The organism is Roseobacter sp. (genome assembly GCF_045106495.1).
GTDB lineage: Bacteria > Pseudomonadota > Alphaproteobacteria > Rhodobacterales > Rhodobacteraceae > Roseobacter.
In genome coordinates, this window is the sequence record NZ_JBGCEQ010000010.1 from 39,506 (window position 1) to 66,069 (window position 26,564).

General features: G+C 54.5%; 24 protein-coding genes. 1 reads left to right on the forward strand and 23 read right to left on the reverse strand.

What is annotated here, in order from left to right:
* Positions 1-6: 6 nt before the first annotated feature.
* The 17 genes from AB8B75_RS07245 to AB8B75_RS07325 all read right to left on the reverse strand — a co-directional run bounded on the left by AB8B75_RS07245 (position 7) and on the right by AB8B75_RS07325 (position 19,259).
* Positions 7-2,430 (reverse strand): glycogen/starch/alpha-glucan phosphorylase, encoded by a 2,424-nt coding sequence (locus AB8B75_RS07245; protein WP_405361028.1) that lies wholly within the window; start codon positions 2,428-2,430, stop codon positions 7-9.
* A gap of 92 nt (positions 2,431-2,522) precedes the next feature.
* Positions 2,523-3,452, reverse strand: a complete 930-nt coding sequence (locus AB8B75_RS07250; RefSeq protein ID WP_405361030.1) for a carbohydrate kinase — start codon at positions 3,450-3,452, stop codon at positions 2,523-2,525.
* Between the two features lie 107 nt (positions 3,453-3,559).
* Positions 3,560-5,080, reverse strand: coding sequence for a mannitol dehydrogenase family protein (locus AB8B75_RS07255; RefSeq protein WP_405361031.1), 1,521 nt, complete (start codon positions 5,078-5,080; stop codon positions 3,560-3,562).
* 1 nt (position 5,081) lies between these two features.
* Positions 5,082-5,855, reverse strand: coding sequence for an L-iditol 2-dehydrogenase (locus tag AB8B75_RS07260; protein WP_405361033.1), 774 nt, complete (start codon positions 5,853-5,855; stop codon positions 5,082-5,084).
* Complete coding sequence (locus tag AB8B75_RS07265) at positions 5,852-6,850, reverse strand: ABC transporter ATP-binding protein (RefSeq protein ID WP_405361034.1); 999 nt, start codon at positions 6,848-6,850, stop codon at positions 5,852-5,854. Before AB8B75_RS07265 ends, AB8B75_RS07260 begins: the two co-directional genes overlap by 4 nt.
* 12 nt (positions 6,851-6,862) lie before the next feature.
* Positions 6,863-7,693, reverse strand: a complete 831-nt coding sequence (locus AB8B75_RS07270; RefSeq protein WP_405361035.1) for a carbohydrate ABC transporter permease — start codon at positions 7,691-7,693, stop codon at positions 6,863-6,865.
* Positions 7,694-7,706: 13 nt separating this feature from the next.
* Positions 7,707-8,573 (reverse strand): carbohydrate ABC transporter permease, encoded by an 867-nt coding sequence (locus tag AB8B75_RS07275; RefSeq protein ID WP_405361037.1) that lies wholly within the window; start codon positions 8,571-8,573, stop codon positions 7,707-7,709.
* Between the two features lie 120 nt (positions 8,574-8,693).
* Positions 8,694-9,998, reverse strand: a complete 1,305-nt coding sequence (locus AB8B75_RS07280) for an ABC transporter substrate-binding protein (RefSeq protein WP_405361039.1) — start codon at positions 9,996-9,998, stop codon at positions 8,694-8,696.
* A 107-nt stretch (positions 9,999-10,105) separates the two neighbouring features.
* Positions 10,106-11,062, reverse strand: coding sequence for a sugar-binding transcriptional regulator (locus AB8B75_RS07285; RefSeq protein WP_405361041.1), 957 nt, complete (start codon positions 11,060-11,062; stop codon positions 10,106-10,108).
* Positions 11,052-11,795 (reverse strand): HAD family hydrolase, encoded by a 744-nt coding sequence (locus AB8B75_RS07290; RefSeq protein WP_405361043.1) that lies wholly within the window; start codon positions 11,793-11,795, stop codon positions 11,052-11,054. Before AB8B75_RS07290 ends, AB8B75_RS07285 begins: the two co-directional genes overlap by 11 nt.
* 76 nt (positions 11,796-11,871) lie before the next feature.
* Positions 11,872-12,513: a bifunctional 4-hydroxy-2-oxoglutarate aldolase/2-dehydro-3-deoxy-phosphogluconate aldolase gene (gene eda, locus AB8B75_RS07295; RefSeq protein ID WP_405361045.1), complete on the reverse strand. Its 642-nt coding sequence runs from the start codon at positions 12,511-12,513 to the stop codon at positions 11,872-11,874.
* 12 nt (positions 12,514-12,525) lie between these two features.
* On the reverse strand, positions 12,526-14,331 hold the full coding sequence (edd, locus tag AB8B75_RS07300) for a phosphogluconate dehydratase (protein ID WP_405361046.1): 1,806 nt from the start codon (positions 14,329-14,331) through the stop codon (positions 12,526-12,528).
* A gap of 52 nt (positions 14,332-14,383) precedes the next feature.
* The gene (gene gap / locus AB8B75_RS07305; protein WP_405361048.1) at positions 14,384-15,391 is read right to left on the reverse strand and encodes a type I glyceraldehyde-3-phosphate dehydrogenase; all 1,008 of its coding nucleotides are present in this window, start codon (positions 15,389-15,391) and stop codon (positions 14,384-14,386) included.
* A gap of 225 nt (positions 15,392-15,616) precedes the next feature.
* Entirely contained in the window at positions 15,617-16,261 is a 645-nt protein-coding gene (locus AB8B75_RS07310) for a nucleoside/nucleotide kinase family protein (protein ID WP_405361050.1), read from the reverse strand.
* A complete protein-coding gene (locus tag AB8B75_RS07315) occupies positions 16,258-17,034 on the reverse strand; it encodes an ATP-binding cassette domain-containing protein (RefSeq protein ID WP_405361395.1) in 777 nt (258 codons plus the stop codon). Before AB8B75_RS07315 ends, AB8B75_RS07310 begins: the two co-directional genes overlap by 4 nt.
* A complete protein-coding gene (locus AB8B75_RS07320) occupies positions 17,034-18,107 on the reverse strand; it encodes an ABC transporter permease (RefSeq protein ID WP_405361052.1) in 1,074 nt (357 codons plus the stop codon). The genes AB8B75_RS07315 and AB8B75_RS07320 overlap by 1 nt, the downstream gene beginning before the upstream one ends.
* A gap of 123 nt (positions 18,108-18,230) precedes the next feature.
* A complete protein-coding gene (locus tag AB8B75_RS07325) occupies positions 18,231-19,259 on the reverse strand; it encodes a sugar ABC transporter substrate-binding protein (protein WP_405361054.1) in 1,029 nt (342 codons plus the stop codon).
* A 189-nt stretch (positions 19,260-19,448) separates the two neighbouring features.
* Between AB8B75_RS07325 and AB8B75_RS07330 the strand changes: the two genes are divergently transcribed.
* Entirely contained in the window at positions 19,449-20,648 is a 1,200-nt protein-coding gene (locus tag AB8B75_RS07330) for an ROK family protein (protein WP_405361396.1), read from the forward strand.
* A 4-nt stretch (positions 20,649-20,652) separates the two neighbouring features.
* On the opposite strand, the gene AB8B75_RS07335 is transcribed toward AB8B75_RS07330, so the two are convergent.
* The 6 genes from AB8B75_RS07335 to AB8B75_RS07360 all read right to left on the reverse strand — a co-directional run bounded on the left by AB8B75_RS07335 (position 20,653) and on the right by AB8B75_RS07360 (position 26,551).
* A complete protein-coding gene (locus AB8B75_RS07335; RefSeq protein WP_405361055.1) occupies positions 20,653-21,804 on the reverse strand; it encodes an iron-containing alcohol dehydrogenase in 1,152 nt (383 codons plus the stop codon).
* Complete coding sequence (gene glpK / locus AB8B75_RS07340) at positions 21,801-23,288, reverse strand: glycerol kinase GlpK (protein WP_405361056.1); 1,488 nt, start codon at positions 23,286-23,288, stop codon at positions 21,801-21,803. Before glpK ends, AB8B75_RS07335 begins: the two co-directional genes overlap by 4 nt.
* Before the next feature lie 92 nt (positions 23,289-23,380).
* Positions 23,381-25,102, reverse strand: a complete 1,722-nt coding sequence (locus AB8B75_RS07345; RefSeq protein WP_405361058.1) for an ABC transporter substrate-binding protein — start codon at positions 25,100-25,102, stop codon at positions 23,381-23,383.
* Between the two features lie 75 nt (positions 25,103-25,177).
* Positions 25,178-25,450: a DUF2160 domain-containing protein gene (locus AB8B75_RS07350; RefSeq protein ID WP_405361059.1), complete on the reverse strand. Its 273-nt coding sequence runs from the start codon at positions 25,448-25,450 to the stop codon at positions 25,178-25,180.
* Positions 25,451-25,454: 4 nt separating this feature from the next.
* A complete protein-coding gene (locus tag AB8B75_RS07355) occupies positions 25,455-25,709 on the reverse strand; it encodes a hypothetical protein (RefSeq protein ID WP_405361060.1) in 255 nt (84 codons plus the stop codon).
* On the reverse strand, positions 25,709-26,551 hold the full coding sequence (locus tag AB8B75_RS07360; protein WP_405361397.1) for a carbohydrate ABC transporter permease: 843 nt from the start codon (positions 26,549-26,551) through the stop codon (positions 25,709-25,711). Before AB8B75_RS07360 ends, AB8B75_RS07355 begins: the two co-directional genes overlap by 1 nt.
* Between the last annotated feature and the right edge of the window lie 13 nt (positions 26,552-26,564).

Here is a 26,564-nt window from a genome sequence, read left to right on the forward strand (position 1 = left end):
TCCTTTCTAAGCCACGTCTTGACGTGCGCTTCTTGACGCAACCAGACTTGGGGTTTTCCAGATATCACGTGCATATCCGCTAATGGTACGGTCGGAAGAGAACCAACCCACACGCGCCGTATTCAGTGCCGCCATTCGCGTCCACGCATTTTTATCAGCAAAGGCTTTGTCAACCACGCGTTGGGTGTCAAAATAACTGTCGAAGTCACAGGTCACCAAGAAATAATCATGGTTCATCAAGCCCTGCACCAAGCCTTGGTAACGCTGCTTTTCGCCAGGAGAAAAAATCCCGCTTTCAATTTGACCAAGAACCTTCATCAGACGTGGGCTGGCTTGAACGGCGCGTCTTGCATATTCTGGTACGGCACGCCGCGCCGTGACTTCTGCAGCCGTTAGACCGAAAAGAAAAAAGTTGTCCGCGCCCACGCATTCTCGAATCTCGACATTTGCGCCATCCAATGTGCCGATTGTCGGCGCGCCATTGAGAGCAAATTTCATGTTGCCAGTGCCAGAGGCTTCTTTGCCAGCGGTCGAAATCTGTTCCGACAAATCCGTCGCCGGGATCAGAATCTCGGCCATCGAAACGTTGTAGTTTTCGGGGTAGACGATCTGCAGATAGTCCTTGGTAATCGGATCGGCATTGATCACTTTGGCTGCATCGTTAATCAGGTGAATGATTTCTTTAGCCACGACATACCCCGGCGCCGCTTTTCCTCCAAAGATTTTGACCCGTGGTGTCCAGTCGGCATTTGGATTTTCTCGGATATCGTTCCAAAGAGCGACGGTTTCCAGAAGGTTCATCAGCTGACGCTTGTATTCATGGATGCGTTTGATCTGGACGTCGAACATGGCGTCCGGGTTCAAGACAACCCCGTCTCGGGTATGCAGCCAACTGCAAAGGCGCGCCTTGTTGGCATCTTTTGCTTTCTGGAACTCTTCAATGAATGCCGCATCGCCTACGTGCACGCTCAGTCCGTCGAGCTGTTGCAAGTCGTCCGGCCAACTGGTTCCAATCGTGTCGTTGATCAGGTTTCGAAGCGGTGGGTTGCATGAGTACAGCCAGCGGCGCGGTGTAATTCCGTTGGTCTGGTTGATGATCCGACCCGGATAGTCGCGATGCAAATCGGCAAAAACGGTTTCTTTGACCAATTCGGAGTGCAGTGCGGAAACACCGTTTACATGATGCGCCATGACAAAGGCGAGCTCGCCCATTTTCACTTCGCCATGCTCCAATATTCGGATCGCACTGTCTGTCGCAGCAAGATGCGCAGCTTCGATCAGCTGTATGATACGATGGTGACGCGGCAACACCCGGATGAAGAGGTCTTCAGGCCAGCGTTCCAGTGCCTCAGGCAAAAGTGTGTGGTTGGTATAGGCCAGACAGCCGCGGGCCGTCTTTATTGCCTGATTCACTTCGAAACCATGCTCGTCCATCAAGAGACGGACAAGCTCAGGCCCGGCAATCGCCGGATGTGTGTCGTTCAGCTGAATCGCAACGTGATCTGGCAGGTCACGCAGTTCGCCGCCCTCGCTTAGAAAGCGACGCAAAAGATCCTGAAGCGATGCAGAGGTAAAGAAATACTCCTGTTTGAGCCGCAACTCCTTGCCGACATCTGTCGTATCATCAGGATAAAGCACGCGGCTGATGGTCCTTGCTAGTGCCTCTGGTGCGCTCGCGCCCATGTAGTCGCCCCGATTGAAACTATCGAGATCAAACGCCGCTGTCGGTTTTGCCGCCCACAACCGCAGCGTATTCGCCCACCGCCCCTGCCATCCCACAACCGGAGTGTCATAGGCCGAGGCCATAACCGTTTCAGCCGCGCGCCATTTGGTTTGACCGTCTTTCTCTAGAACCTCGCCGCCAAAATGAATTGCGTAGCTCACCTCGGGGCGTTCAAATTCCCATGCATGGCGCTGCGCCAGCCAAGTTTCGGCTGTCTCCATCTGTGCGCCGTCTTCGAAATGCTGCTCAAAAAGCCCATGTTCGTAGCGGATGCCATAGCCATACGCCGGTATGCCCAAAGTCGAGAGTGAATCCATGAAACAAGCGGCCAACCGGCCCAATCCACCGTTGCCCAAAGCAGCATCCGGCTCATTGGCAACAACAGATGCATAGTCTTGACCCAACCCTTGCAGACTTTGTTCTGCAACCTCTTCGAGCCCAAGGTTGACCGCAACGTCCTCAATAAGGCGGCCGATCAGGAATTCCATAGAAAGGTAATAAACCCGCTTGCCGCGCGCCTCATAGGTTTTGCGCGTGCTTTCAAACCAAGGGTCCACAACACGATCGCGCAACGCCAAAGACAAGGACATGCGCCAATCATACAGAGCGGCATGGCTTTCATCTTTGCCAAGCGAATGTTTGAGGTGCCGCAAAATATCGGCGGTGAACTCTTGAACTGAAACTGGAGGGACACTGGATGGGGACATGTGATCTCTTTGCTGTGGAGTGATGCTTACGGGGGATAGCGCCTTGGACCTTCTCGAGTCCTAGCAGTTTTTCTTGTTTGGCATAAACCTGTTTATGGCAGCTCGTGCGCCCAGGGTGGATTGGCACCAGCACGTGATACGGTCACTGCTGCTACAGCAGCGCCATGGCGCAACGCGTCATCCATTGCGGCTGTGTCAATTTGCTTCAGTTCTTTTTTGCTCAGCAGGTTCTTTTCAGCAAGTTTTGCAATCACACCTGCATTAAATGTATCACCGGCACCCACAGTATCGACGATAGGTACCCTTTGCGCGGGCACTGCGATCTTCTCCCCATTGGCAAAGAACGCGTTTGCGCCCTCTGCTCCTCGCGTCACAATCACGATTTGCGGTCCCTGCGCACAAAGTACTTGAGCTTTTTCTTCCAGATTTTCCGGACCCGGCTTGATCCAATCCAGATCCTCGTCGGACACTTTGACGATATTTGCAACGGCAAGCATTTTTTCCAATCGGGCGCGATATGGTTTTTCGGCTCGTATAAAAGCGGCACGAACGTTGGGGTCCATAAAAATGAGATTGTCGGTCGCTTCGCGCACAGCAAGGGCGGCATAAAAATCGGCGCAAGGTTCGCTGATCAAGCTGATCCCGCCAAAATAGAGGGCTGTGGTTTTCTTCGGAATGTCAGGTAATTGCTCCGGTGTAAGACTACAGCCAGCCGTGTTTTCATCGTAAAACGTATATCGCGCCTGACCTTCGTTCAGCTCGACAAACGCCAGCGTAGTTGGCAAGTCCGAGCGGATCGCCAAGCTGCTGTCAACACGGCTTTCAACCAATGACTGCTCCAGTTGATGGCCAAAAAGGTCGCGGGACAGACCCGTTAGAAATGCAGTATCGATCCCAAGCCGTCCCAACGCAATGGCTGTGTTAAACACGGCTCCGCCTGCATGGGGCACAAACCCCTTTTTTCCGTGATCGGAAACCGCTGGGATCATGTCTATGAGCGCTTCACCGCAACATAAAATCATCGTCGGGCTCCTTGTAAGACCGTAAGTTTCCCGTATCGCGCCACGGTTGAGTTATTGTTAACAACGCGCCTAAGTCAAATACCATTTTTCGATGGCCGCAAGGCAAATCAACCAGCACCCCCCGACCGCGCAGGCGTAGTGGTCGAGAAAGCATCCCCGGAAAGATATCGGCCCAGCGTGGCTTCTACACCGACACTCTGAAGTGACGCCAGACAGGAAGCGAAGACGACGCAAAACCTATCATTTGTCGCTAGAGTTCCGTAGATCGTATCTTGCCGCAGCCATACCGTCGGGTCCGATTGCGCCGCCAATGCCACAGGGTGCAATGCAGACCAATTCGGGTCATTCGCCGAAATCTCCGCGCCGTCGTCTGTTCTGCCCCCGCAATAACGGCACCACAAAGCGGATGCCAGCGCAAGACCAACAGGATTATGACCTTGCTCCACGTTGTCTCTTACGGATGGTATAGTGAACTTTGGTTGCCGGTTCGATCCATCGTGACATAGCCTGGTAATCTGATCAGCAACGCCCGGGTTCTCAAAGCGACGGCAAATCATGTCCATATACTGCATAGGAGTAAACCCGGTGACATCCGGAACCAGATGCAACACGTCGTCGGCAAGAACCTTGCGTAAAAACCCCAGTATCACCGGAGTTTTGATTGCGTCATGAACGAACTCGATGCCCATCAATGCGGCTGGATAGGCGAGGATAGCATGCCCACCGTTCAAGATACGGATTTTCATCCGCTCATAATCATGAATATCGTCAGTAAAGGTGACACCCACTTCTTCCAATGCAGGCCGGCCATTAACGAAGTTGTCTTCCAGCACCCATTGCCGGAAAGGTTCGCAAAAAACCGGAAAGTTATCGGCAATTCCGAAGTGTTCTGCCAGCGTTGCGCGCTCGCGTTCTCCTGTGGCGGGCGTAATCCTGTCGACCATGCCATTGGGAAAGCTCACGTGATCACCAATCCATGCTGCCAGATCAGCATCGATGGCATGCGCGATCCCCATAACAGCAGTCTTGGTCGCATCACCATTCCCCGGCAGGTTGTCACAAGACATGACTGTGAAGGGTGCGATACCAAGCGATTTGCGCGCACTCAATGCAGAAACGATACCTCCGAACACCGTATGCGCCGACCCGGGTGTTGCAATATCTGCAGCCACCGGCGGGTGAAGGAGATCAAATGCGCCTGTTGCGCTGTCGACAAAATAGCCGCCTTCCGTGACCGTCAACGAAACGATCCGCGTCTCCGGGTCCGTCATTTGCGCCAAAACCGCCGCATTGGTAGCCGGATCCACCGGCAGGAATTGGGTCATACAGCCAACAACACTGGCAGATAACGCATCCCCATCCATCTCGACCACTGAGTAGAGCCAATCTTGCTCCGAAAGCTCTTCGCGCATTCGCGCGTCCGGCGCACGCACGCCAGCTCCACAAATGCCCCAAGCAGGATCGCTTCCCAGATTGTGTAAAGCGTCCAGGTAGATCGCCTGATGGGCTCGGTGAAAATTACCGACACCCACATGCAAAATCCCAGGGCGCAACGCCGAACGATCATACGATGGGCGATTGATTTCCGAGGACAAGCGCGGAAGTGATGCTTCGCTCAATTTGATCATATCAACTCATCCAATTCCCACCATCCACATTGTAGGTCTGTGCCACGATGTAGTCGGCCTCGGCAGTCGCCAGGAAGATCGCCATACCCGTCAAGTCGTCTGCCGTCCCCATGCGCCCGTAAGGAACCTCGGTGCCGACCTGGCGCTTTTTTTCGCCCTTGGGGCGTTTTTCGTATTTTGCAAAACGCGCATCGACCTCGTCCCAATGCGCGCCATCCACCACCCCGGGGGCGATAGCATTTACATTGATCCCGTGTGGGATCAGGCTCAGACCGGCCGATTGCGTTAAACTGATAACTGCCGCTTTGGTGGCGCAATAAGCGGTGACTGCGGCCTCACCACGTCGCCCGGCCTGGCTGGCCATATTGATGATCTTGCCCCCATTGCCTTGTGCGATCATCTGCCGAGCAGCCGCCTGCATCATGAAAAGGCATCCCGAAACATTGATCGCAAACAAACGATCATAGCTGTCTCTGGTCACATCCGTTATCGGCGCGAGATCAAAAACAGCGGCATTGTTGATGAGGATATCCAAACCGCCCAATTCTGCCTGGATCTCCGCCAAACAGGCGTCGATAGATGCTTGCCGCGCGACATCAAGCTCCAGCGCGGTGGCGTTTTGACCCAGCTCCTGCGCGGCCGCTTCCGCCGATTTGACGTCAAGGTCTGCCAACACCACCCGTGCACCTTCACGCACATAGGCTTGGGCAAATGCCAAACCTATGCCACGTGCCGCACCTGTGATGAGAGCCGTTTTACCCGTCAGTCGGTTCAAAGTGTCAAACCCTGAGCGTCAAAACGATGCACGCGTTCTTCTTGCGGGGTCATATAGATTTTTTCGCCGTAGTTCACCTTGAGGTCGCCACTGGCGCGCACATTGATCATACTACCGTCTGCAAGTTTGACGTGCAGAAATGTATCTGATCCCAGGTGCTCTGTTACGCCAACCGTGCCTTCCCACTCGCCACTGTCGGAGGACACCTGAACATGTTCAGGTCGGATGCCGATACTGTCCGCGTTGCGCTTTGATGCAGACCCGCCAGTTATGAAGTTCATTTTCGGGCTGCCTATGAAACCCGCCACGAACTTGTTGATCGGGTGCTCATAGAGTTCCAATGGGCTGCCCACCTGCTCAATATAACCATCGTGCAAAACCACGATTTTATCGGCCATGGTCATTGCTTCGACCTGATCGTGGGTCACATAAATCATCGTGGTCGACAGCGACTTATGCAAATCGCAGATCTCCAGACGCATGTTCACCCGCAAGGCAGCATCGAGGTTCGACAAAGGCTCATCAAACAAGAACGCCGATGGCTCCCGCACAATCGCGCGGCCAATGGCTACCCGTTGTCGTTGGCCACCAGAAAGCTGCCCGGGGCGGCGATCCAGGTAGTCCGTCAAATTCAGGACCTTGGCCGCAGCGTCGATCCGCTTGTTCGCCTCGCCCGGATCCATTCCTGCCATTTTCAGCGGGAACATGATGTTCTTGCGCACGGACATATGCGGGTACAGTGCGTAGGATTGAAAAACCATCGCCAGCCCGCGTTTTGCCGGAGAGGCATTTGTGGCATCTGTGCCATCAATGTCGATCGCCCCGCCGCTGAGATCCTCGAGACCAGCAATCAGGCGCAACAGGGTAGATTTACCGCAGCCCGACGGACCAACAAAGACAACAAACTCGCCGTCGTTTATTTGCAAATCCAAGGGTGGAATGACCTCCACATCGCCGAAGCTTTTGGAGACTTGATTGAGTGTAATGCTTCCCATGGTCGTATTCCTTTACTTCACCGCGCCGAACGTCAGGCCGCGAACGAGTTGCTTCTGGCTGAACCAGCCCATGATGAGAATTGGTGCGATGGCCATCGTTGAGGCCGCCGAGAGTTTCGCGTAAAACAAGCCTTCCGGGCTGGAATAGCTCGCGATGAACGCCGTCAACGGAGCCGCTTTTGCCGCCGTCAGATTGAGCGTCCAGAAAGCTTCATTCCAGGCCAGAATGAAATTCAACAACAAGGTCGAGGCGATACCCGGAATTGCCATTGGCGTCAGAACATAGAGGATTTCATCCTTCAGGGATGCCCCGTCCATCCGCGCTGCTTCGAGGATCTCACCAGGAATTTCGCGGAAGTAGGTATATAGCATCCAGATGATGATAGGCAGGTTGATCAGCATCAAGACGATGGTCAGACCAATGCGCGTATCGAGAAGGCCCATTTTGATGAATATCAGGTAGATCGGATAAAGAACCCCGACCGCTGGCAGCATCTTGGTGGACAACATCCACAGAAGAATGTCCTTGGTCCGCTTGGAGGGCACAAAAGCCATGGACCAGGCGGCAGGTACCGCGACGATCAGGCCCAGAATGGTCGACCCTCCGGCAATGAACACCGAATTCCACAGGAAACGCATGTAGTTGGAGCGTTCCTGCACCACCGAGTAATTCTCCAGCGTCCAATCGAAGAACAGGAAAACCGGAGGATTACTGATGGCCTGGGCTTCGGTTTTGAAACTGGTCAAGATCGTCCACAAAATGGGGAAGAAGATGGTCAGACCGATTGCCCATGCAATTGCAGTATTCAGAGCCTTACGATTGTTAGTGACAGCACGTGCCATGATTATTTGCTCCTCACGCGTCCAGGTTTTTGCCAACGATGCGCATCAGGAAGATGGCAACGATATTGGCAAGAATGATGGCATACACACCGCCCGCAGACCCTAATCCCACGTTTTGGCTTTCCAACACGCGTTGGAAAATCAGATAGGAGAGTGTCTTGGTGCCAAATGCGCCGCCGGTGGTGACGAAAATCTCTGCAAAGATGGACAACAGGAAAATCGTCTGGATCAGCACGACAATGGTGATTGCACGCGCCAGGTGCGGCAAGATGAGATACCAAAAGCGGCTCATAAAGGGCGCACCGTCCATCTCAGCTGCTTCCAGTTGCTCTCTGTCAAGAGATTGAACCGCCGTGAGAAGGATCAACGTCGCGAAGGGCAGCCATTGCCAACTGACAATCATCACAATGGATTGCATCGAGGCCTGGCTGAGCCATTCGACCGGTACTGCGCCAAAGAACTTCCAGATATAGGCGAAAAGCCCGTTGACCGGATCCATAAACATGTTTTTCCACACCAGAGCGGAAACAGTCGGCATGACAAAGAAGGGTGCAATGACGAGGATCCTGACAACGCCTTGGCCCCACATTGGCTGATCCAGCAGTAAAGCCAAAATAATGCCAAGGACAATCGTGATCACGAGAACGCCGCCCACAATAATCAAAGTCGCCTGCACACTGGGCCAGAAAGCGCTGGAGCCGATAAACCGCGTATAGTTTTCAAAGCCAGCCCATCCCAGATCGCCGCCACGCAGGGGCAAGTATTTACGGAATGAGAACCAAAGAGTCATCGTCAGCGGTACTAACATCCAACCCAAAAGAAGGATCACAGCGGGCGCCATCATTATTCTTGCTGCTGATCGGGATTGTTGAGTCGCCATAACACATCTCCTCTGTTGACGGCCGCATGAGCCATCCAGAATTAGTCAATCGAAGGGAACGAGTGGTGCGCGTCCAGTGGGCGGGCGAGCCGCCCACTGGTAGTAGGATAGAGCCTAGGCTTATCGGTAACCGGCCGCTTCCATGGCATCGTTGGTCAGCGCTTGCGCCTTGGCAAGAGCTTCTTCCACGGTTTGCTGACCGGCATAAACTGCCGAGAACTCTTGGCTTACTTCTGTTGCAATTCCGGCAAATTCTGGAATGGCAACAAACTGAATACCGACATATGGTACCGGCTTCACAGTCGGGTTTGTCGGATCAGCTGCGTTGATGGAATCCAGCGTGGTTTGTGCGAAAGGCACAGCCTGATAATCTGGATTCTCATAAAGAGACGTCCGCGCACCCGGAGGTACGTTGGCCCAACCCTCTTTCGCTGCTACCAGCTCGATGTAGTCTTTGGAGGTCGCCCATTCGATAAACTGCTTGGCTGCCTCTTCTTTCTGGGTACCACCTGGAATGGCGAGTGCCCAAGCCCAAAGCCAGTTGGCCCGCTTACCAAGTCCGGTATCGGGGGCCAAAGCAAATCCGACTTTGTCTGCCACAGTTGAATCGTCTGGACTGGTAACAAAAGACGCTGCAACAGTGGCGTCAATCCACATGCCGCACTTGCCCTGTTGGAATAGCGACAGGTTTTCATTGAAACCATTCGTTGCATAGCCGGGAGGTCCGAACTCAGACATCAAATCTACGTAGAAGTTCAGTGCATTGGCCCATTCAGGCTGATCAAACTGCGCATTCCAGTCTTCGTCAAACCAACGGGCACCGAATGAATTAGCTGTTACAGTGATGAAGGCGCCGCCCTCACCCCAACCGGCTTTACCACGCAGGCAAACACCGTTGATCTCGTTGTCTCGGTCGGTCATTGCCGCGGCAGCTTCGCGTATGAAATCCCAGGTCGGGGCGTCCGGCATTTCCAGTCCGGCCTTTTCCATCAGGTCAGTGCGATACATGACCATCGAGCTTTCGCCATAGAAAGGCGCCGCATAAAGCGTTCCGTCGTGCGAAAGACCGCTGCGCATTGCGGGCAGGATGTCGTCGACATCATATTCTTCGGAAAGGCCATCAAGAGGGATAAGCCAACCGTTGGCGCCCCAGATTGGCGCTTCATACATACCGATTGTGGTAATATCGAACGAACCGCCTTTGGTGGAAATATCCGTGGTCACCCGTTGACGCAGTACGTTTTCTTCTAATGTCACCCATTCGACTTCATGGCCGGTTTTGGCCGTAAAGTCATCCGTATACCCCTGCATACGGATCATGTCGCCATTGTTAACCGTTGCAATTGTAATTGTTTCGGCCGTAGCTGCCGTTGACAACGCAGCAATAGCGCAGGCGCCCATAAGGCGACTTACTTTATAGTTCATGAGTTCCTCCCAAAACATATACATGAGCTTTTGCTCATTATGACGACAATTATTCATCCCATGACGGGTTCGAGTCAACGATTTTCTGCGATTCAACCAAGAATAGTTCAATTTTGCGCTAGCAAATGACGTGCTGAGACTTCGTCCGTTATCAATCCTGAAAAAAGCCGGCCAGTCAGGGCGGCAGATAGCGCCTTGTACTTACTGGGCCCCGCCGCAATACAAACCACCGGCGATCCCGAAGCATCAACACGCACACCATTGATCAGCGCGTTTGAACCACCGTCAAAATATCGCCCCTTCTCATCAAAAGCCCATCCGACAATTTCACCGACTGCGCCTCTATCAAGTAGCGAATCAATGCCTGACTGATCAATGAACCCATCGATTATGATTGGAGCGGTATGCGAAATATCACCGATACCAACAAAGGCAATGTCGCTTTCTCTGGCCAGCTTTAGAGCAGTTTGCACATGTCGCAAACCAAGATGGAAATCCCGATCCTCCTTGCTTTCCGCATTGAGAGGTAAAGCCAAGGGATAGTGACGCGCGCCCACTCGATCCGCAAGCCGCATGATAACCTGATAGATGGTTGCCGACCCATCGCTGGCTGCATTTCCGATCAGGGAAACCAGTTTGTGGTTCGGACATTCAAGCGTTGGCATTTCGTCCACTACTTTGCGAAGAGTTCGCCCAGTTCCAAGCGCCACCACCAGCTCTTTATTGTTGCGCAGAACGCGCTCGATCTCTTTGGCAGCCACAGGCGCAACTGATTTGACTGGATCGACCCCTTCGGGCAACGACGGAGCTACGCGCGCAAGCGTCAGACCAAACCGCTCCTTCAAATCGCGCTCGAGTTCCAGGCAGGCGGCGATCGGGTGGTTGAGACGTACGCCAATCAATCCGTCCGCCGACGCACGCGCAACCAATCGCTGCGCGCGTTGACGCGATATACCCAACTCGCGCGCGATATGGTCTTGGGTCATTCCGGCCAGATAATACATCCAGCCCGCACGTGCCGCCAGATCAATGGCGGATTCCTCGGTGCCTGACTTAGCTGCCATGAGTCTCTCCGTCAGCGCGATTTCCAATACTGGGTACCTGCGCGATTAATTCTTCAAACGTACCGACAGTGAAATGAGGCCCTTGCGGAAACCCTTTAATCTCGATGCCAAACTTGGTCATCTTGCGCATATGCGACGCGCCTGTAAACCAGACGGTGCACATTTGCGCAGATAAGGCTGCCTGAAGACCGACGCTACTGTCTTCTACAACAAGGCATTTGTCAGGGTGCACGCCCATCTTGTCAGCGACATGCAGAAAGAGATCGGGTGCAGGTTTGCCATGTGCCACTTCAGACGCCGTGAAAACACGGTCCGCAAAACGCGCGCTGACACCAGTCAGATGAAGCGACCGGGAGACACGGATCGGGCTGCTGGAAGTGGCAATACAAAACGGGATCACCAAGTGATCGAGCAACGTTTCCAGCCCATCGACCAAGCGTAAATCAGTTTCGAACTTGTCGAAGAGTCTTTGACGGTAATCGCTTTCAAACTGCGGCGGCAGGCGCACACCAAACAACTCAAACACGCTACCTGCGACTGTTGGGAAACTACGGCCCAAAAAATGCTCCCGTACGAACGCAACGTCGATTTGAATCTCCCACCCCTTCAGGAGATCAATCAATGTAAGCGCGCTGATTACCTCACTGTCGATGACCACCCCATCGCAATCCAGAATAAGAAGTTCGGGTTCAAATTCTGTATCCTTGTAAGTGAATGTGCCGTCTTGGCGCACGCTTTGTCCCTCCGATGAGGTTAGGAACATCGCCAGTTGCGCGCGGTATATCAACCACAAAAGCCCAAACTGCGGGTCAGGCTTTCAAAGTGCTGGCCTCTTTGGCCAGTGTTTCGATCGCCGCCCAATCGCCTGATTGGACCATGGCGTTCGGTGCAACCCAACTGCCACCAGCACAAATCACATTGGGCAGTGACAAGTAGCTTTCAGCATTCGCCGGGCTCACGCCGCCCGTAGGACAGAAGGCAATTTGCGGCAGGGGTGCACCAATTGCTTTTAGCGCTGCTGCGCCGCCAGAAGCCTCCGCAGGGAAGAATTTCAATACATCGTAACCGCGCTCAAACAACCGCATGGCCTCTGACGCTGTGGCTGCACCCGCCAGCAAAGGCAGATCCTCGGCTTCGCAAGCCGCCAACAAGGCATCAGTCGCACCGGGTGAGACACCAAACTTAGCGCCTGCAGCCTTTGCATTTTTCACATCTTGCACAGTTACCAATGTGCCTGCCCCGACGACGCCCCCGGGGACCTGCGCCATCTGCGCAATCACGTCCAGAGCCATTGGCGTGCGCAGGGTAACCTCAAGAGCTGGTAATCCACCTGCCACCAAAGCTTCTGCAAGCGGTTTGGCGTGGTCGACATCGTTGACAACCAGAACCGGGACAATCGGGGCCAATCCACAAATCTCGCGTGCTTGTTTGCTGGCGTCTTGCGGTGTCATCCAGTTTCCTTCCTAAAATAGCACGCTTGCGCCGGTATCGGCCGTGCCGACAGAGCGGCGGAATTGCGCGAACAGCTCGCGCCCAATCCCAAATTCATTTGCGCCCAAATTAATGCGTACAGGTTCGCGCGCCAGCACACCGTCTGTCAGGATGTTCAAATCTCCGGTCACTGCATCCACGCGCAATATGTCACCGTCGCGTAATTTGGAAATCGCGCCGCCGTCGAGGGCTTCTGGGCTGACATGGATCGCGGCGGGAACAGAGCCTGAGGCACCCGACATGCGCCCATCGGTGACCAGCGCCACGTTTATGCCCTTTGCTTGCAGGTTTTTCAGCAAAGGCGTGAGACTGTGAAGCTCCGGCATACCATTGGCTTTCGGCCCCTGAAAGCGCACGACGACGACCGTATCTTCAACAATCTCGCCCGCCTTGCACGCCACCTTGACCTCTTCCTGATCATTGAAAATACGCACCGGCGCTTCAACGATCTGATGTTCTGGTTTCACAGCCGAAACCTTCATAACAGCGTTGCCTAATGATCCATTGAGACGCTTGAGACCGCCTGTCGATTGAAACGGGTCTGCAGCGGGGCGCACGATTTTCTGGTTTAAACTCTCTGCGGTGCCGGCTTCCCAAACGACTTTTCCGTCGCGCAATTTGGGTTCCTGTGTGTATGTTTCAAGGCCGCCGCCGCCTACCGTTTTTGTATCAGGATGCAAAAGCCCCGCGCCCAGAAGTTCATGGATCAGAAAACCAAGCCCGCCAGCAGCGTGGAAATGGTTCACATCCGCGAGACCGTTTGGATAAACCCGCGCCAGCAATGGCGTGACTTCCGACAGGTCGGAAAAATCCTGCCAGTCGAGGATGATCCCACCGGCCCGTGCCATGGCCACGAGATGGATCAACAAATTGGTCGAACCGCCGGTCGCGTTCAATCCGATGATGCCGTTCACATAAGCTTTCTCATCGAGCACATCGCATACAGGCAGGTAGTTTTCACCCAGATCAGACAGTGACAACGCGCGCTGCGCGCCTGCTTTAGTCAGGGCGTCGCGCAGCCCTGTGTTCGGTGTCACAAAACTGGAGCCCGGCATATGCATGCCCATAAACTCCATGAGCATCTGATTTGTATTGGCCGTGCCATAAAACGTACAGGTACCCGGCCCGTGATAAGCGGCCATTTCCGCCTTCATCAAGGCATCTCGCCCCACTTCGCCCGCGGCAAACTTCTGGCGCACCTGGCCCTTTTCATCATTGGACAAGCCGGTCGTCATGGGCCCGGCTGGCAGAAAAACCGTCGGAACATGCCCAAATGTCTGTGCGGCGATGATCAGTCCCGGCACGATCTTGTCGCATACGCCCAAGTAGACCGCGGCGTCGAAAGTGTTGTGGCTCATGGCAATGCCGGTCGCCATGGCAATCAGATCGCGCGAAAAAAGGCTCAGCTCCATGCCAGGCTCACCTTGGGTGACACCATCACACATTGCCGGTACGCCCCCCGCAACCTGCGCGGTAGCACCGACTTCTCGCGCCGCCTGGCGGATCAAGTCGGGAAATCGTTCAAACGGCTGATGCGCTGAGAGCATGTCATTGTAGGTGGTGATGATGCCGAGGTTGCCCGCGCTTTCGTTCACCAGAGCCGATTGATCCTGTCCAGCACCCGCATAGGCATGGGCTTGACCACTGCAGCTGAGATGCCCGCGCGCCGGTCCTTTGGAGCGAGCAGCCGCCATCCGGTTGAGATAGTCGCTGCGTGGCCCTTCACTGCGCGCAATGATGCGGTCTGTCACGCGGGCAATCGTGTCATTCAACGTCATTTGCTTATCCTCAAAACCGATTTGCCCAGACCAAGGTCCAAGCTTTTAGAAGTCAGGTTTTCGACAGTTCTGCCAATCTGCGACCCGTATCGATCATACGGTTGGCAAACCCCCATTCGTTGTCATACCAGCTGACAACACGCACCAGCCCATCTTGCGTGACGCTCGTTTGTGGTGCGGCAAAGCTCGATGAATGCGGGTCATGATTGTAGTCGATGGATACAGTTGGGTCAGTCTCATATGACAGAATACCTTTCAACTCACCCTCTGCTGCTTCTTTGATCGCATCATTAATACCGTCTTTTGTCGCAGGTTTTTCCGGCATGAAGGCCAGATCTACCAAGGAAACGTTTGGCGTCGGCACCCGCACGGCAGACCCTTCAAGTCGCCCTTCAAGATGCGGCAAAACCAGAGAAATTGCCTTGGCAGCGCCGGTAGATGTCGGCACCATTGAAAGCGCCGCAGCCCGTCCACGATAGAGGTCCTTGTGCGGCGCGTCATGCGACGGTTGATCCCCGGTATAGGCATGGATCGTGGTCATGTAACCGGTCTTGATCCCGAACGCCTTGTCCAGAACATAGGCAACCGGAGCCAGACAGTTGGTGGTGCAGGAGGCGTTGGAAATGACGATGTCGTCCTTGGTCATATCCTTGTGGTTCACACCGAATACTACCGTCCTGTCGGCACCAGCACCCGGCGCCGAAATCAAAACTCGGCGCGACCCGTTTTCGAGGTGTTGGGCGGCTTTCTCTCGCGCGGTGAAAAGCCCGGTGCACTCCATCGCAACATCCACACCCTCCCAAGGCAATTCGGCCGGGTTTCGGATTGCCGTCACTTGAATGCTATGGCCGTTGACCACCAGCGCATCACCCTTGACTGCAACGTCTGCTTTGAAGCGACCATGCACGCTGTCATATTTCAAAAGATGCGCGAGAGTTTCGGGAGACGACAAGTCGTTGATTGCGATGACCTCGACATCCGAGATCTGGTTTTCAACCAATGCGCGCAACACACCGCGCCCGATGCGACCAAAACCGTTAATTGCGACTGCGTGAGACATCTTCTTCCTCCAGAATGCATTCTGCTGCGCGCCCAAGAGCGCAAAAAGGGACTTGTTAGCGCTAACGATCATATTCCACCAGAAATATCAATGGCAGAATTTACCGTGGCTCCAAGATTTTTTACCGACGTACTAAGGCACAATAGAAAGGAGCGCCAAGGCTATCATACAGGTAGAGCGACACAACAACAGGATTATGATTGTTCCTGCGCCATCATTTCCGCTTCAGTTGAGGCCGTCCGTGTTTTCAAAAGCCACATCACAAGGCAGGCTCTCAGCGATGCAGCGACGGGCGTTTGCAAGATCGTTGCCTTCTGCACGCGCCATGGCGTCTTTTGGCGCAAGGCCTTCGGCCAACCAACGGTCCACGAGCCTTTGACGAAGAACGGTTTCGGGAACCGTGAGGTTCACCTTCAAATCCCAAAGATTTGACAGGTTGCGCCAGTCAGGAGCGTCCAGCAAAAGGTAGTTGCCTTCCACGATAACAGTGTCGCATTCCGTGTCCAGTACACCCGCACCCGCGATGGCAATATCACGGGATCTGTCAAACACCGGGTAGTAGACTGGTGTCTCGGCACCCAAAGCCGCCACAAGCCGCCCAAACCCTTGTGAATCAAAGGTTTCGGGCGCCCCTTTGCGGTCCAGCAAACCCATCTCGCGTAGCAATCGATTGTCCAGATGAAATCCATCCATGGGCACAACCTGAGTGCTCGTGCCACAGTCGCTCAGCCACTGCGCAAGTCGATCAGCCAATGTGGATTTGCCGCTGCCCGGAGCCCCTGCCAGAGCGACGACGCACCTTTTGGATTTCCTTGGCGTTGCTAGAACGCGCTCGCATAACGCAGAGAATGAGGTCGATTGCTTGCTCAAGCTGCAATCGCTTCGGTGGGAGGTTCCTTTGCGCCGGTCATGAAGGCCACTGCGTCGGACATTGTATAGTCCTTTGGATCAATCACGCAGAGGCGTTTGCCCAGCCTATGTACGTGAATCCGGTCAGCCACTTCAAAGACATGTGGCATATTGTGACTGATCAGTATAATCGGAATGCCACGCGATTTCACATCCAGGATCAATTCCAGCACCCTGCGTGATTCCTTGACACCAAGGGCCGCGGTCGGTTCATCCAGAATAATAACCTTCGATCCAAACGCCGCGGCGCGCGCCACGGCCACGCCTTGACGTTGACCTCCCGACAAGGTTTCCACCGCCTGATTGATGTTCTGGATCGTCATGAGACCAAGCTCAGTCAGCTTGTCCCGCGCCAGACGTTCCATTTCGGCTCGGTCCAATTGCCGTAGCCATTTCCCCCGAAATCCCGGTTTGCGAATTTCGCGACCCATGAACATGTTATCGGCGATCGACAAAGCGGGCGACATGGCAAGCGTCTGGTAAACCGTCTCGATGCCCTCATTGCGTGCATCAATGGGCGAGGTGAAATTGACTTTTCGCCCTTCGAGCCAAACCTCACCTTCATCCGGGATCACTGCGCCTGAGACCGCTTTAATGAGCGATGACTTTCCCGCGCCATTGTCCCCAATGACAGCCAGGATCTCACCGGGCATCAAATCAAAATCACAACGATCAAGTGCCGTGACTTTGCCATAGCGTTTGACCAGATTGCGTCCTTTAAGAATGGGTTCCATCAGACCGATACCTTTCTGATCCATTGATCCACGCCTACCGCTGCGATGATCAAAACGCCGATAAGCAGATACGTCCATTGTGCGTCAGCACCCATGAGCCGCAAACCCAGCGTGAAAACACCAACTATTAGCGCGCCAAAAAGTGTGCCCATGATTGATCCTCGCCCGCCGAAAAGGGAAATGCCACCGATCACCACCGCTGTGATGCTTTCGATATTGGCAAGTTGGCCGGAGGTGGGTGAAACCGATCCGATCCGCCCCACCAACGCCCACCCCGCGAAGGCACAAATCAGACCAGCTAGCATATATACTGAGATCAGCGTGCGTTTGACATCAACCCCAGACAGCTCGGCCGCCTCCGGGTCGTCGCCTACTGCGTAGACGTGCCGCCCCCAAGCTGTCTGCTTGAGCGCATATGCCAGCACAAAAACGAGCAAGAGCATGAAGACAACACCAAAGGTCAGACGCGCAGCACCCAGTTGGATTGTGTTTCCGAAGAATTGCAACAAAGGAGCCTGTGCCTCGATATCCTGAGACCGAATGGTTTCATTCGCGGAGTAGAGAAAGTTTGTGGCCAGAACGATCTGCCACATACCCAGCGTGACAATGAAGGGCGGCAGCTTGACGCGTGCCACGAGCCAGCCGTTTATGAAACCAAGCAAGGTGCCGCAGAGCAAGCCGCAAGCAACTGATATTTCCACCGGGATGCCATATCGGAAGGTGAATTGCCCCATAACCACAGAAGACATCACCATGATGGCGCCCACACTGAGATCAATACCAGCTGTTAGGATCACCAAACTCTGAGCCGCTGCCACGATGCCCACGATCTGAACCTGTTGCAAGATCAGCGTCAGCGCAAAGGGCGAGAAAAATTTTGTACCCAGCAAAAGCCCGAAAATCACGATAGATGCGACCAGAACGATCAGCGGGACAAGCGAGGGATTGACATGAAGCAAGTGCTGGATCGTACCAACAATGCCGCGGTGTGAATCTTCGAATTCGGCAACCGCTTCTGGACTGCGGTTCAGATCGCTCTCAAAATCTTGCGTTTTTCCGGGTACCTCAGACACGTTTTCCCCTCCCCTTCAACGGGTATTCGCCCATTCAATTGTTTTGCTAGCTTGTCAGACCGGAACAAAACCGCAGCGGTCAAATGCGACGCGCGTTCAAACGCGCGCCGCCGAACATGAGGTTTATCCCCAGCAGAGGTCTTTTCCTTCCGATACGGAGATGGATTCCACACCGTCAGCAGGAGCATCCGTGACAAGGGCAACGCCTGTATCAAAAAACTCTTTGCCGGGTGACGGCTCAGGTTTTACGCCGTTATCCGCCCAGTTCTTAATGGCCTCAACGCCCAATGCCGCCATTAACAAGGGGTATTGCTGCGATGTCGCACCAATCACACCATCTGCCACATTTTGCACACCGGGGCAGCCACCGTCGACTGAAACGATCAAAACGTCGTTTTCGCGCCCAATCGCTTTCAGCGCTTCGTACGCGCCAGCGGCGGCAGGTTCATTAATGGTGTGGACCACATTGATGGTAGGATCCTTGGCAAGCAGGTTCTCCATCGCGCGGCGCCCGCCCTCTTCGTTACCGTCCGTAACATCGCTACCCACAATACGGGCGTCATCCTCATCACCGATCACATTCGGATCTGCCAAGTCTATCCCAAATCCATCGAGAAAACCTTGATTTCGCAAAACATCGACCGTTGGTTGGCTAACATTAAGGTCGAGCGTAGCAATTTTCGCGCTTGCCGCAGCATCGCCGAGTTGCGCGCGTGCCCATTCCCCGATCAAAACTCCGGCTTTGTAGTTGTCCGTGGCAAAGGTTGCATCAGCAGCATCGATTGGCTCCAATGGCGTGTCGAGCGCAATAACCAACAGGCCTGCATCGCGCGCTTGCGTCACAGCAGACACGATCGAAGATGTATCAGAAGCCGTGATCAAAATGCCCTTGGCGCCATCCAGAATACAAGTTTCGATTGCTTGGACCTGCGTTTCATGATCACCATCAACCTTGCCTGCAAATGACTTGAGCGTCATGCCAAGCTCGGCCGCTTTGGCTTCCGCACCTTCCTTCATTTTTACAAAGAACGGATTGGTGTCCGTTTTAGTGATCAGGCAAGCAGAGACGCCGTGGCCATCCGCGAGGGCGATGCTACTAGTTGCGCCCAAAGCGCTGAGACCCAGAATCGTACTGGCGAGCAGATTTTTCATGATTTCCTCCCAAGGAACATTCAGTTTCTTTTCTAAGGCACTTTCGATGCGCCTTCCCCTGCCGAAATTTCCCCTGCAGGTGTTGGCAAAGACACATCATTTCGGATCACCTGTCAATAAATAAATAAACTTGATTTATTAATTAGGTTGATTGATATTTGCCGAAGTAAATTGAGCATGGACGACCTTATGGATGGTAACAAGGTCAAAGGTTTGAGCAGTGGCGTAAATCAACGCGGGGTTCGTGATTATAACGAACGCCTGTTGCTTTCCATGTTTATGCGACACGGCCCTGTTCCAGGGAGTAATCTGGCTCGGATGGCTGGCCTTTCGCCGCAAACTGTGTCGGTAATTCTAAGAAAATTAGAAAAGGACGGCCTTCTTGTCCGCGGTGCTCCGCAACGTGGCAAGGTTGGAAAACCATCCATTCCGATGGATTTGTCACCCGAAGGCGTTTTTGCTTTTGGCCTGAAAATCGGACGTCGCAGTGCTGAATTGCTGCTCCTTAACTTCAAGGGTCACGTCCTCAAACAACTATATCTTTCCTACCCCTATCCAACGCCTGGAACTGTGTTTGCGTTTCTTGCAGATGGGATAGATCAATTGATGGAAGAGATGAGCGCGGCACAACAGTCGCGCATTTGCGGAATTGGGATCGCATCACCTTTTGAATTGTGGAAATGGCACGATCTGTCCGGGTCAGCGAGCGAAGACTTTAGCTCATGGAAGGACACGGAATTTACAGCAGAGGTGGCCAAATTTAGCACCTTGCCAGTTTTCGCCTGCAATGATGCGACGGCAGCCTGTCGTGCCGAACATCTTTATGGGCTGGGCAAGGAATATCGGGACTACGCCTATTTCTATATCGGGTCTTTTATCGGGGGTGGAGTTGTTCTGAATCACACAGTTTTCGAAGGCAATCAAGGCAATGCCGGGGCGCTGGGTGCCCTGCGCAGTACCGGTCCTTTGGGGGAAAGCCGGCAACTGATCGACGTGGCTTCCTTGCATCTTCTCGAAGGTCGCCTTGTGGAAGGCGGTCTCGATCCCAAGCAGTTGTGGCAATTGCCACAAGATTGGGACGCTTTGACTCGCTTTGTCGACCCTTGGATTGGCCAAACCGCTCAGGAACTGGCCAAAGCCGCCCTTTCCATTTGCTCGGTTATCGATTTTGAAGCCATCTTGATCGATGGTGCCTTTCCGGATGCGGTGCGCACCGAACTGGTGGAACGCGTGCGTCGCTACCTGAATACACAGGACACAAGGGGCTTGCTTCCGCCGCGGATAGAAGAAGGCGCAATTGGTTTTAACGCACGGGCCATTGGTGCGGCAAGCGGGCCCATTTTTTCGCAGTTCTTCCTGAACACCAATGCCGGATTGTCGTCAGTCTGAGGTTTTACAAGGCCAGTTGCATGGCCGCCACCAACGCTTTTGTGCTGAGAACGCAAGGATTGGCCTTCATTGATGATGCCCCGGCGGCCTCCTCAGCGATCTCTTCCAGGCTGATGTCGTTGGAAATCCACGCTAGCAGTCGGGGAACATGCCATTGATCCAAAGTACGGGGCAATACTTTAAAAACCTGATCGGTTTGGAGCCTCAATCCCTGCCCCAACCAAGAAGCCACGTCATCCAACCTTTCAATGTTTTGCCCATTTGCCTTTAGAGCTGTTTTGTTAGCTTCAAGGATCGGTCCCATCAGGCGACCGCATATCAAACCATGTGGCGCACAAAGGCGACCGCCCAGAACGCCGGCGAGCCCGTGCACCGCGCCCAGCCCTGAATTGGCAAGCGCAAGACCGCTCGAAAGGCTGACATAAGCCATGTCATCGCGCGCCTGCCTGTCTTCTCCAAGTGCCAATTGCCCCAGCGCTTTGGCTCCAAGCGGAATTGCTGCGCGACACAGTGCATCTGTCAACAGGTTTGCACGACACGAGATGTAGGGTTCGATCACTTGCGTCAACGCGTCCAAACCTGACAACAATGTTTGCTCCCGCGGCAATCCATCCGTCAGCGCCGGATCGACAACGGCAAGATTGGCCACCATACGGGCGTCACGCAGACTGACCTTGCGTCCGGCCGTCGGTACCGCAATGACGGTATTTTTTGTTATCTCAGCGCCCGTGCCCGATGTGGTTGGGGCCGCAATGAAGGGCAAAGGACTACTTTCGAGAGGCAGCGCCAACCCGACACCTTCCAGATGATCAAAAAGCGTGCCAGACGCGGGCAACATCGCCGCAACTACTTTACCAAGATCAATTGTGGCGCCACCGCCCACGGCGACCACAACATCTACATCTGCCGCGCGGCCTGTTTCTAGTGCAGCTTCGACATCTGCAACGGTAGGTTCACCGACGCTAAAGATGGATGTTACCCCACCGCCGTTCTCGCGCAGGTCATTCTCCAGCGTGTCTACCCAAGGAACCGAGCGCCCACGCACAAGCAAAACTTTGCTCCCGAACGCGAGGGTGCTTGCCGCAATCTGATCACGGGTGCCGCGGCCAAAAGCGATGCGCCCCGGAGCAGCAAATTCAAAGGATTGCAGGTTCAAAACCGCAAGGTCGCATCGACCGCGCGCTTCCAGGCTGCATATTTCGCGCTGCGGTCGCCCGCGTCCATTTGCGGCGAAAACTGCCGCTCCAAAGCCCAGCCTTTGGCAAAGTCTGCTTGATCGGGATAAATGCCAGCGCGCTGCCCTGCGAGCCACGCGGCACCCAGTGCCGTTGTTTCCAGAACTTGAGGGCGGTCCACAGGCGCGTCGATGACATCGGAGAGAAACTGCATTGCCCAATCTGAAGCAGACATGCCCCCATCAACGCGCAATGTGGCTCTTGCGCCACTGCCTTGCCAATCCGCTTGCATCGCCTCCAGCAAATCTCGCGTCTGATACCCGACGCTTTCCAAGGCTGCCTTGGCGTATTCTTCCGGTCCCGAATTCCGGGTCAACCCAAACACAGCGCCCCGGCATTCTGCATTCCAATATGGTGCGCCCAGCCCAACAAAGGCAGGTACAAGCACGACGTTCTGATTGGGATCCGCCTGTTCTGCCAAGGGCTGCGTCTCCGCAGCGTCGCGAATGATCTTGAGACCGTCACGCAGCCATTGCACCACGGCACCTGCCACAAATATCGACCCTTCCAGCGCATATGTTGGCTTACCGTCCAGTTGATAGGCGATGGTCGTCAGCAAACGGTTGTGAGAGGCCACCGCTGTTTCGCCTGTGTTCAACAAGGCAAAACAGCCCGTCCCGTAGGTAGACTTCAACATGCCCGGTTCAAAACATGCCTGCCCGATCGTCGCCGCCTGCTGATCGCCCGCGACGCCCAAAATAGGGATCGGTCGACCAAACAGATCCGGGCGCGTGGTGCCGAAATCTGCCGCGCAATCCTTGCCCTCGGGCAACATCTGCAACGGAATGTCAAAGAGCTCACAGATCGATGTGCTCCAGCGTCCTTTGTGGATGTCGTACAGAGAGGTACGCGCAGCATTGGTGGCATCGGTCACATGCGCGGCGCCCCCTGTGAGCTTCCAGATCAGAAAGCTGTCTACCGTACCAAAGAGCAGTTCGCCGTTCTTGGCCCGCGCACGCGACCCTTCCACATGATCCAATATCCATTTGAGTTTAGTGCCAGAGAAATAGGGGTCTGCCAGCAAACCTGTTTTGGCGGTGATCATCTTGTCATGACCCGCATCACGCAACTTGCGGCAATAATCTGCAGTGCGGCGATCCTGCCAGACGATGGCGTTGTAAATGGGTTCCCCTGTTGCCTTGTCCCAGACAACCACGGTTTCGCGCTGATTGGTGATGCCAATGGCCGCGATATCATCCGGTCCCAAACCCGCCTTTTCGATGGCCGCACGGCATGTCCCTGCCGTCGTTGACCACAAGTCCCCCGGATCATGCTCGACCCAGCCGCTGTCAGGGAAACGCTGCGGGAGCTCTTCTTGTGCGCTGGATCTGATTTTCATCTCTCCGTCAAATACGATTGCGCGTGATGACGTGGTTCCTTGATCAATCGCAAGGATATGGGTCATGATTTCCCCCGGATGTTGTTTCATTCTTTGGAGCAATTCTGCCCACGAAAAAGCCGGGGCGCAAGCAAGCGCCCCGGCTCAATGTCAAAGACTTACTGCCAGGACTTGATCAGCTCGTCGTAGCTAACTGTCATTGGCTCTTCGTCTTCGTTCTCCAGTTTCGGATAGGGCGCGCCCGGCTGGCTAAACCAGTGCTCCGCGTCCATTTCCTCGTTCAGAACCGGGCCAAGATCGCCTTGGACACCAGCACGCTCGAGGCGCTCAAGCACTTTCTCCTGATCTGCGCACAGAGCATCCAGTGCTTCCTGAGGGGTTTTCGCACCGGACATGGCGTCGCCGATGTTCTGCCACCACAACTGTGCCAGTTTAGGATAGTCTGGAACGTTTGTGCCCGTTGGTGACCACGCAACCCGTGCAGGGGAACGGTAAAATTCCACCAAGCCACCCAGTTTGTCCGCACGATCGGTGAAATGATCACTGTCGATTGTGGACTCGCGGATGAACGTCAGGCCTACGTCGGACTTCTTGAGGTCAACAGTTTTGGATACCACGAACTGCGCGTAGAGCCACGCAGCTTTGGCACGATCAACAGGTGTGGATTCCATAAGCGTCCAGCTGCCCGCGTCCTGGTAGCCGATCTTCTGGCCTTCTTTCCAGTATACGCCGTGTGGGCTGGGTGCCATGCGCCATTTGGGGGTGCCATCTTCGTTCATCACTGGCAGATCAGGTACCACGGTTGCTGCTGTAAAGGCCGTGTACCAGAACATTTGCTGGGCAACGTTGCCTTGTGCCGGGATGGGACCCGCTTCGCCAAAAGTCATACCCGCAGCGGCAGGTGGCGAATACTTCTGCAGCCATTCGATGGCCTTCGTCACCGCGTAGACAGCCGCTGGCGAATTGGTCGCTCCGCCGCGTGCTACACAGGAACCTGTTGGCTGCGAGTTTTCGTTCACACGAATGCCCCACTCGTCAACAGGCAGACCGTTCGGCTCACCGACGTCGCCCATGCCTGCCATGGACATCCACGCGTCAGTATAGCGCCAACCCAGGGACGGGTCTTTCTTCCCGTAGTCCATGTTGCCAAAGACTTCGCCTTCCACGCCGAGACGCGACAAGTCACGACCGGTGAAGAATTCCGCGATATCCTCGTAGGCAGTCCAATTCACCGGAACACCCAGATCATAGCCGTATTTCTCTTTGAAATCAGCCTTGTTCTGTTCGTCGTTGAACCAATCATAGCGGAACCAATAGAGGTTCGCGAACTGCTGCGTCGGAAGCTGGTACAGCTTGCCATCAGGTCCGGTAGTGAAGGATGTGCCGATGAAATCATCGACGTCCAGAGTTGACAGGGTCACATCCGCGCCCTCTCCAGCCATCCAGTCGGTCAGGTTGCGCACCTGCTGGTAGCGCCAATGGGTACCAATCAGGTCGCTGTCGTTCACATAGGCGTCATAGATGTTTTCGCCCGATTGCATCTGCGTTTGCAGTTTCTCTACAACATCGCCTTCGCCGATCAGGTCATGTGTGACCTTGATGCCGGTGATGGCGGTGAAGGCAGGTGCCAGAACCTGGCTTTCGTATTCATGGGTTGTGATCGTCTCTGAGACAACCTTGATCTCCATGCCCTCAAAGGGCGCCGCTGCGTCGACGAAAAACTGCATCTCCGCTTCTTGTGCAGCACGGTCGAGCACGGAAAGACCGGCGATCTCGTTATCGAGAAACGCATTCGCCGCCTCCATGTCGGCCCAGGCCGGCAGCGCCATGCACGCAACCATTGCGCCCACGGCTGTGGTTGATTTTAGTGAAAAGTTCATGTGAGTCCTCCCAAGACATTATTGAACTGTTTTGATCTGGTGGCCCGGAAACCCCCGGGCAACCAACCTTCCCGTCTACACCCAGCGGAAGACCGCAAAGGCGTAAGCAAGGCACGCCAACAGCGCATAGGGCTGTGGTGCGACCTCAAGACCCAGCCAGATCAAATTGATAAAGGCCGAGCCCAACAGCGTGATGAACAAACGATCACCGCGCGTTGTTTCGATGCGGAGAATACCCACACGGGGCGTCTCCGGGTACTTGATGGCGAGTATCGTGAAAATGATCAACAAAGATGCGATCACGCCAAAGAATAGTGCTGTCGGTATGGTCCATGCCATCCATGCCATGATTTTATGTCCCCTCGTCTTTGCTGTCGTATGCCATAAACCTTTTTAGGATCTCGAGCAGATCTGTGTATTCCTTGAAGCGAAGCTCCCAGGTCGATCCATTCGACATGCTAAATGAAATCTGGTTCTTGGGCATCACGGTGTTGGCCCAGCAGACCTGTGCGAAGTTGATGTAGTCGGGCGGATGAGCGTCCTGTCGACCCCCATGTGAGATAAACACAGCGGAGCATTTGCTCGAGAATATCTGGAATACACCCATCACACCCTCCCCAGGGCAAAACCCTTAGCGATGTAGTTGCGCACGAAATAGATCACCAGCGCGCCGGGTACGATGGTCAGCACTCCTGCCGCCGCCAGTACGCCCCAATCAATGCCCGCCGCCCCTTGGGTCCGTGTCATGATCGCGGCAATGGGTTTGGCATCCACGGTGGTCAGTGTGCGGCTCAGCAGCAGTTCCACCCATGAGAACATGAAGCAGAAGAAGGCAGCAACTCCAATGCCTGACGCGATCAAGGGTGTAAAAATGCGGATGAAGAAACGCGGGAACGAATAGCCGTCAAGGTATGCTGTCTCATCGATCTCCTTGGGAACGCCGCGCATAAAACCTTCGAGAATCCAAACCGCCAGCGGGACGTTGAAAAGACAATGCGCCAAAGCCACCGCAATGTGCGTGTCAAAAAGGCCCACCGAAGAATACAGCTGGAAGAACGGCAGAGCAAAAACGGCTGGTGGCGCCATGCGGTTGGTGAGCAACCAGAAGAACAGGTGCTTGTCGCCCATGAATGAATACCGGCTGAAGGCATAAGCGGCGGGCAACGCCACGGTCAGGCTGATTACGGTGTTCATGACAACGTAGATCAACGAATTGACGTAACCGATGTACCAGCTCTCGTCCGTCAGAATCTTTGTGTAGTTCGCAAGTGTCAGATCCCGAGGCCAAAGTGAAAAAGCCCCCAGTATCTCAGTATTCGTCTTCAGGCTCATGTTGATCAGCCAGTAGATCGGCAAAAGCAAGAACAGTAAATAAAGGCCCATTACGACGGCTGAACCGTTGATTTTAGGCATTTTGCGCCGCGATGTCTTTGCAGCATCGACGACCATGTGAGCGGGGTTC